This window comes from Salinivibrio sp. SS3 (assembly GCF_001722105.1).
Taxonomy (GTDB): Bacteria; Pseudomonadota; Gammaproteobacteria; order Enterobacterales; family Vibrionaceae; genus Salinivibrio; species Salinivibrio kushneri.
This window is the reverse complement of sequence record NZ_MEBQ01000010.1, coordinates 25,480-32,181: the sequence shown is the minus strand read 5'-3', so window position 1 is coordinate 32,181 and position 6,702 is coordinate 25,480. Positions and strand designations below refer to the sequence as shown.

Below are 6,702 nucleotides of genomic sequence, written 5' to 3'. Positions count from 1 at the left end.
TAGTTGTGTCTTTTCTGTGCCTGTATTGTTCTCTCCTGGTTTATCGTATATTGCTGTGTGTTGTGTCAAGCAGAAATCTTCATACTATGTAGTAGGCCTTTTTTGCTGTGCTGGTAGATGTTTATAAGAGACAGGGGTGTCTATTGCTCGCGCCCGCAACAAGGTTTCCCAATGCGCTTGACCGGTCACGCGGGTAAAGGCCGCTGGCACGGTTATGATATCGGCACCTTGGGCGCGTAGCGCTTGATACATGGGTGCAAAACGAACATCGTAGCAGATACTTAATCCAAGGCAGCCAAAGGGCGTATCGAGTGTGGCGAGACGGTCACCGGCCTCAAAGTAGTCAGACTCGCAATACCGTCCGTGGGCATCGGCCACTTCTACATCAAATAGGTGCAATTTGTCGTAACTGCCGCGCAAGTGTCCGGCGTTGTCAAACACCAAGCTCGTACTGCTTAACATGCCATTGTCGTTTTGAATCGGAAAGGCCCCCACCACCAGCCAAAGGTCGTAATGATGGGCCAGTTCGGCAAGCTGTTGCTGCAGTGGACCATGACCCAATCGCTCGGCATGGCGCTGATAATCTTGTTTGCCGCCAAACACTAGGGCATTTTCTGGGGTGAGAGCCAGTTTCACCCCTTGCTCGCTTAACCGATGTAAACTGGCTTGCAATGCCTTCATGTTGTGGCTGGGATCGGCGCTGGATGTCATCTGGACAACACCTGCTTTCATCATGCTCACTCCTTGGCGTTTTCTGCTTGTTGGCGCAATCGTTCCGTCGCGTCGGCTGGCAAAGCGAGTGCCTCTTTATCACGCGACACTTCCCTGATATCGGGCGTCCCTATCGGCCCGCTTACTTGATAACGGACTTGGGTGAAAACGTCCACCACGGGTGAAATGGCGGTGGTGACCGCTAACACATACAGCGCCGTCTGCGGCGTGACCGCAAATGCGCTCAGTACTGGGATCCCAGAGGTAATATCCGGCGTAAACCGCACATCGGCGTTCACGCGATTGGTCACCAAATTGGCAATCCCTTTAATAACCATATCACCGGCAATCCCATCCATGCGGATATTATCCGTCACAACCACGCCATTTGTGATCACAGCCCGCCCGGTAATGTCATCAAAGGCCAAACCATCTTCAAATACGCCCGAAAAATCGAGCTGAATTTTACGCAGAATGGAGTCGAGACTGAAAAGCCCTAACAGCTTCCCAGCGCCTCCCACCCCGCTTATATAGCCGTCTTTAACATCAGAGCGGATATCACCATTAAGGCTGGCAATATCGACTTTCCAAGGCAGACCCGCGTAATCTAACGAGGCTTGCGTTGTGAAGCTGGCATCTTGGATCCCGCCACTGATACCAAATCGTCCCATGAGATCTGACGTACTCTCCCCGCCTAGCGCGAGGGTTAACGCGGTTTGATGATGGCCTTGCTCATCAATCAACCAATGGCCGCTGATGGACGCGTGGTTTTTCCCACTCTCCAGCGTCAGAGAAGTCAGGTCGACCTGTGAGGCTTTCTTATCGAGTACCGCCTCAACGCGCCCGAGCCGATACCCTTGCAACCACAGATCCTCAATCACCAAGTGTGTCGGCGGAATCGCAGCAAGCAAAGCTTTCTCTTCCGGACTCGCCCGGGTATCCACAGGTTCAAAAAGCGGCTTATCCGTCGTCTGTTCGTCCTCGGTTAACCGACGATTGATATGCCAATGATCAATCTCAACGTTCAAGCGCCCCTGTGTCGGCCACATGGCTTGCCCGCTTAGCTCACGACTGCCCATTAACAGATCCCAGCCCTCGGCTTTGTGTCGCGCCGCTAAAGACACATCGTGAAACGCTAAAGGGTCTGCTCTCACCGTCTCGATCTTGGCATTAATACGCTGCGGCATGGGTAAAGCAGGATATGGCCCGCTTCCGCTCGGCCAGGATTGGCTGGCCTGCTGCCAAACTCGCTTCCAAGCCGCGAGATCGAGTTGCTCAAGCTTTAGATCAAAACGATGACCACGCGTTGCCAATAAGCGGCTACCTTGCTCACCAATCTGCCATTGACTGGCAGTAAACTGCGGACGCCGGCCTTGGGTATTGATGCTCGCTTGATAATTCACGCCAGGAAGCGCCACACGCCCGGTCAAGCCTTCACTGTTCCCGGTCGCCTCGATACGGGCCTGCCCTTTTTGCCAGCGTGGTTTGTTAAGTGGCGCGGGCAACGTCGACTGCAACGGCGTGGTATCGACATCCACACCGAGCCGATAATCAAAACCGGTATCATTTAAGGTTAAATCGAGCCCCGCCTGCCAACGTGCACCGCCCGCCAGGTAAGCGTCAAGTGGCAACGAAAGCATGTCCAGCAATGGCACCACATCCCAATCCGCATCCATACCTAAGTCAAGCTGATACCCGGCCGCCACGGTTTCGCCCGTAAACTGGAGGCTGACGGGCTGCCCTAACCATTGAGCCTGCATCGACTGAGTGGTGAGGGTGTCGTCGCTAAAGGCCAGCTCGCCGGATAGGTTATCCAGTTGCATATCGGGTGCCTGAATCGATACCTGGTTGCCGGTAAAGCTCACTCTCCCCTCGGCATGAGGCTGCTCACCATTGAGCGGGATATTGAGCCCTAGGTTAGCATTAACCAGCCCATCGACTTGCACATGAGTCAAGGCCACCCCCACCGTGTCTACTAAAGGCGTCGCCAGCATGTATTGGCGGACAGCCGATCCGGTTGCCGCCAATGACGCGTGAATATCGAGTTCGCTGTCCGGCTGGGTCATATCGGCAATCTCAGCTTGCACTTGGCGACTGACGGCGTCGCCCAAACGAACATGGTCCCCCTCAATCGCTAAGCGCGCATTTTCAAACAGTAAACGGGCGTCGAGCTCCGTCAACGTCGGCCAAGCGGTGTTAAAGCTAAACGCCCCGCCGCGAAGCGGTACCTTGGCTTGAAAAATGCCGCTGTGATCCTGGTAAGGAAACGCATCGAGGGCACCAAACCAAAGAATTTCACTGTCTTTGGCCCGTCCGGCTTGAATGGCGCGAGAAAGATAATCGGTTAACGAGTCAGGCAATGCCCGGGTGGGGAGATAGCGCCATGTCTGTCCAGCATCCGATACGTCGGCCTGCACGTATAACGCCAAAAAAGGCGCGCCTTTTGAGGGAATATCTAGACGAAACGCGCCAGAGCCTTGCACGTCTGCCCCCTTTACCACTGCCTGCTCACTCCATACTGACAAGCCTTGTTTGGTGGGCTGCCAATTGAGGGTCAACGCACCGTGTTCAAGCGGTAGCGGCGCTTGAAAAAAGTCGCCGTAAGGCAAGGATTGTGCGCCAAGCTCAAGCTGTGCTTGCCCTTGCTGGCCTTGCCCGGAGAGGGTTGCACTCAGGCCTTGGAACGCAGGCAGATAGCCCCAGCGCTTGGCTGAAACCTTATCCAGGGTCGCTTGATAACGCAACGGGGCGTCAGGTGCTTTACTCAACGCCAACGAACGGATCTGGCCTGATGGCGATAAAGCGGCCGCCACACTGTGCTGTTGCGCCGATTGACTGGCAAGCCCAAGCAAAGGCCGTAAAGAGGCAATATCAACATTCGCCGCATTGAGACGCCAGTTGTCGAGCGCCCCCTGCCAAGAGAGCTGTGACAGCGCTGCCTGAGTGGTCGCGCCGGTTTGTACCCATAGCCCATCCGTGTCGAGACGCCAAGTCTGTTCATCGACGGCCTGCCACTGAACCTGACTGTCTTTTATCGCCCATTGCTTCGCTTGGTGCTCATCCTCTTGCCACGCTAACGCGAAATGATCAATCGACAACAGCCCATTGTCGACACGCCCCTGCTCCACCCTGACCCAGGCTTTTGCGTCTAAACGCGCGGTGTTGATCGTGGCGGATGGCGTCAGCTTTTCCGTCAGCCAAGGGGCGATATCCATCGCCTCACTGACCAAATAAACGTCGCCCGTTAACGTACTCAAGCCGTCCGTTTCGCGGAAAGCGGCATTCACGCGCACCTTATCGAGTTGCGTGCCTTGCATGCCAAGCCTGGCTTGTACTTGGTGCTCACCTTGGTTATTGCGCCAAAACAAGTCACTGATCACCAGTGTTTGGGTTTCCAGCGAAGGGGTGACCAGGATCACCTTGGCATTGGGGATGGAAAATTGTCCCAACCGCGCCAAGAATAAGTCTTCTAGTCGCTCTCGCACACCCGCTTGGGTGTTTTTATCGGGTAGTTGACCGGTATCGAACACCAGTCCATCGAGGGTGACATGAGAAAAGACGGGCTGACGCCGAATGAGGGTGGCAGAGACATCCAATTGCAAATTAATGGCGCGAGCGGTTAACAGCGGGGGGCCGTTGTCGCTGGTGGCGAGCGCGACGTTTTCAAGTTGCAATGACGGCGTTAGATTGCGCCACTGGCCGGCAATGCCTTCCACTTGCGCACTAAAGCCGGTTTGCTCAGACACCCATTGCCGCAATGGGGCTTGCAATATATCCATATTGGGCAATAGAAAGCGCAAACCGCCGATTAGCAAGGCGGTTATCACGATGACACTGATGGCGCTGACCGTTAGCCAGCGCATACCCTTTCTCATCCAGGCCATGGATTACATCATTACTACATCAAACTGTTCTTGCGTGTATAAAGGCTCGGATTTCACTTTCACTTGCTTGCCAATAAACACTTCCAACTCCGCCACAAGGTGCGAATCTTCCTCTGCCAATGCCTCAATCACCGCCGGGGCCGCGTACACCACAAACTTATCCGCTTCATAAATGCGGTTAACGCGCGTGATTTCACGTAGCACTTCGTAGCAGACGGTTTCTACCGTTTTGACCGAGCCTCGTCCGTCACAGGTTGGACAGCCACCGCACAGCACATGTTCAATACTTTCTCGCGTGCGTTTGCGTGTCATTTCCACTAGCCCTAGCTGGGTGAAGCCATTGATATTGGTTTTTACCCTGTCTTGGCTGAGCGCCTGCTCGAGTGAGTGCAACACGCGACGCCGGTGCTCATCGGTGCTCATATCGATAAAATCGATAATGATGATCCCGCCTAAGTTTCTTAGCCGCAATTGGCGAGCAATCGCACGTGTGGCCTCAATATTAGTATTAAAGATAGTCTCGTCCAGGTTCCGTCGCCCGACGAACGCACCTGTATTGATATCAATGGTGGTCATCGCCTCGGTCTGATCGATAATCAGATAGCCGCCAGACTTGAGCTGGACCTTTCGCTCCAATGAGCGTTGGATTTCATTTTCGGTGTCGTACATGTCAAAAATCGGCACCTGGCCGTCGTAATACACCAATTTATCGGCCAGCTCCGGCACAAACTCAGAGGTAAACTCTTGGAGTTTTTCATAGGCTTGCTTGGAATCCACCCGAATTAAATCCAGCTCGGTCCCGACAAAGTCACGCACAATGCGCTGTGCCAGTGCCAACTCACCATACAGCATGGATTTGGCGGGATAACGCGTGCGACGCTCTAACACCTTATTCCATAAACGCTTTAAAAAAGCGGCGTCTTGCGCCATCTCATTGTCTGTTGCCCCTTCAGCGGCAGTACGGATAATAAAACCACCCAATTCGTCACAGTAATCACTGACAATGCTTTTTAGGCGCTTACGTTCATCTTCACTTTCAATGCGTTGTGATACCCCAACATGGGCCGCTCCCGGCATAAAGACCAGATAACGCGAAGGCAAGGTAATATCGGTGGTAAGACGCGCCCCCTTGGTGCCCAGCGGATCTTTAACCACTTGCACCACAATATCTTGCCCTTGGCGAACCAGTTCGGAGATATCGCGCACTTGGAATTGTTGCTTCTCATTTTCCGACACGCACTCGGTATGAGGAACAATATCTGAGGCATGTAAGAACGCCGCTTTCTCTAGGCCAATATCGACAAAGGCTGCCTGCATGCCAGGCAACACACGACTGACTTTGCCTTTGTAGATATTGCCTACAATGCCACGCTTTGCTTCACGTTCGATATGGATTTCTTGGAGGTTCCCCCCATCAATCATCGCCACCCTCGTCTCGCTAGGGGTGACGTTTATTAGCAGTTCCGCACTCATGGTTTCCCCGAATCTCTCAAAAGTGGGGCCTAGCGACAGATGTGCGCTCAGACCGAAAATTGTTTGAGCAGTTGCTCGGTTTCATACAGTGGCAAACCAACCACGGCGTGATAGCTACCATCAATACGTGTCACAAATTTACCGCCCAGCCCTTGAATCGCATAGGCGCCAGCCTTATCGACGGGCTCGCCCGATTGCCAATACGCCTCAATCTGCTCATCACTGAGCGTACAAAACCATACCTTGGTGGTCACCACAGTGGTGACCTGCTTCATGGCATTGGCGACAGTGACCGCGGTCATCACTTGGTGCTCGCGTCCTGACAGTTGCTTAAGCATTCGGACTGCCTCCGCTTTATCATCAGGCTTTTCGAGTACCTGCTCGCCATCTACCACAATAGTATCCGCACCGAGCACCGGGGTATGGCCACCGGTTTGCACCACCCCTGCTCGTGCCTTGTCTTGCGATAAGCGCGACACGTAGGCGTAAGGGGACTCACCGGCCTGTTGTTGCTCCGCTACATCGACCACCACACGGGAAAAATTCACCCCCATTTCGGTGAGTAATTCATGACGTCGAGGCGACCCCGAGGCCAGATATAAGTCACAGCTCATGATACCTCTTTACGATTAGT

Annotated in this window: 4 protein-coding genes; all 4 read right to left on the bottom strand. The window is 53.9% G+C overall.

The genetic code is table 11. The features are described 5' to 3' along the window. Window positions 1–84 precede the first annotated feature (84 nt). From BGL48_RS05810 to BGL48_RS05795, 4 genes are read right to left on the bottom strand one after another with little or no spacing between them, the layout of a single operon-like run. Window positions 85–735 carry a nitrilase-related carbon-nitrogen hydrolase gene (locus tag BGL48_RS05810; RefSeq protein ID WP_069361776.1) on the bottom strand — a complete coding sequence of 217 codons (651 nt, stop codon included), beginning with the start codon at window positions 733–735 and terminating at the stop codon, window positions 85–87. Between the two features lie 2 nt (window positions 736–737). After that, window positions 738–4,574, bottom strand: a complete 3,837-nt coding sequence (locus BGL48_RS05805) for a YhdP family protein (RefSeq protein WP_176719642.1) — start codon at window positions 4,572–4,574, stop codon at window positions 738–740. Between the two features lie 24 nt (window positions 4,575–4,598). Further along, entirely contained in the window at window positions 4,599–6,068 is a 1,470-nt protein-coding gene (gene rng, locus BGL48_RS05800) for a ribonuclease G (protein WP_069361774.1), read from the bottom strand. Window positions 6,069–6,115: 47 nt separating this feature from the next. Next, complete coding sequence (locus BGL48_RS05795; RefSeq protein ID WP_069361773.1) at window positions 6,116–6,682, bottom strand: Maf family protein; 567 nt, start codon at window positions 6,680–6,682, stop codon at window positions 6,116–6,118. Between the last annotated feature and the right edge of the window lie 20 nt (window positions 6,683–6,702).

Excerpts from the sequence above, each read along its gene's own strand:
- BGL48_RS05810 (WP_069361776.1), bottom strand. The coding sequence starts at position 735 with ATGATGAAAGCAGGTGTTGTCCAGATGACATCCAGCGCCGATCCCAGC.
- BGL48_RS05805 (WP_176719642.1), bottom strand. The coding sequence starts at position 4,574 with ATGCGCTGGCTAACGGTCAGCGCCATCAGTGTCATCGTGATAACCGCC.
- rng (WP_069361774.1), bottom strand. The coding sequence starts at position 6,068 with ATGAGTGCGGAACTGCTAATAAACGTCACCCCTAGCGAGACGAGGGTG.
- BGL48_RS05795 (WP_069361773.1), bottom strand. The coding sequence starts at position 6,682 with ATGAGCTGTGACTTATATCTGGCCTCGGGGTCGCCTCGACGTCATGAA.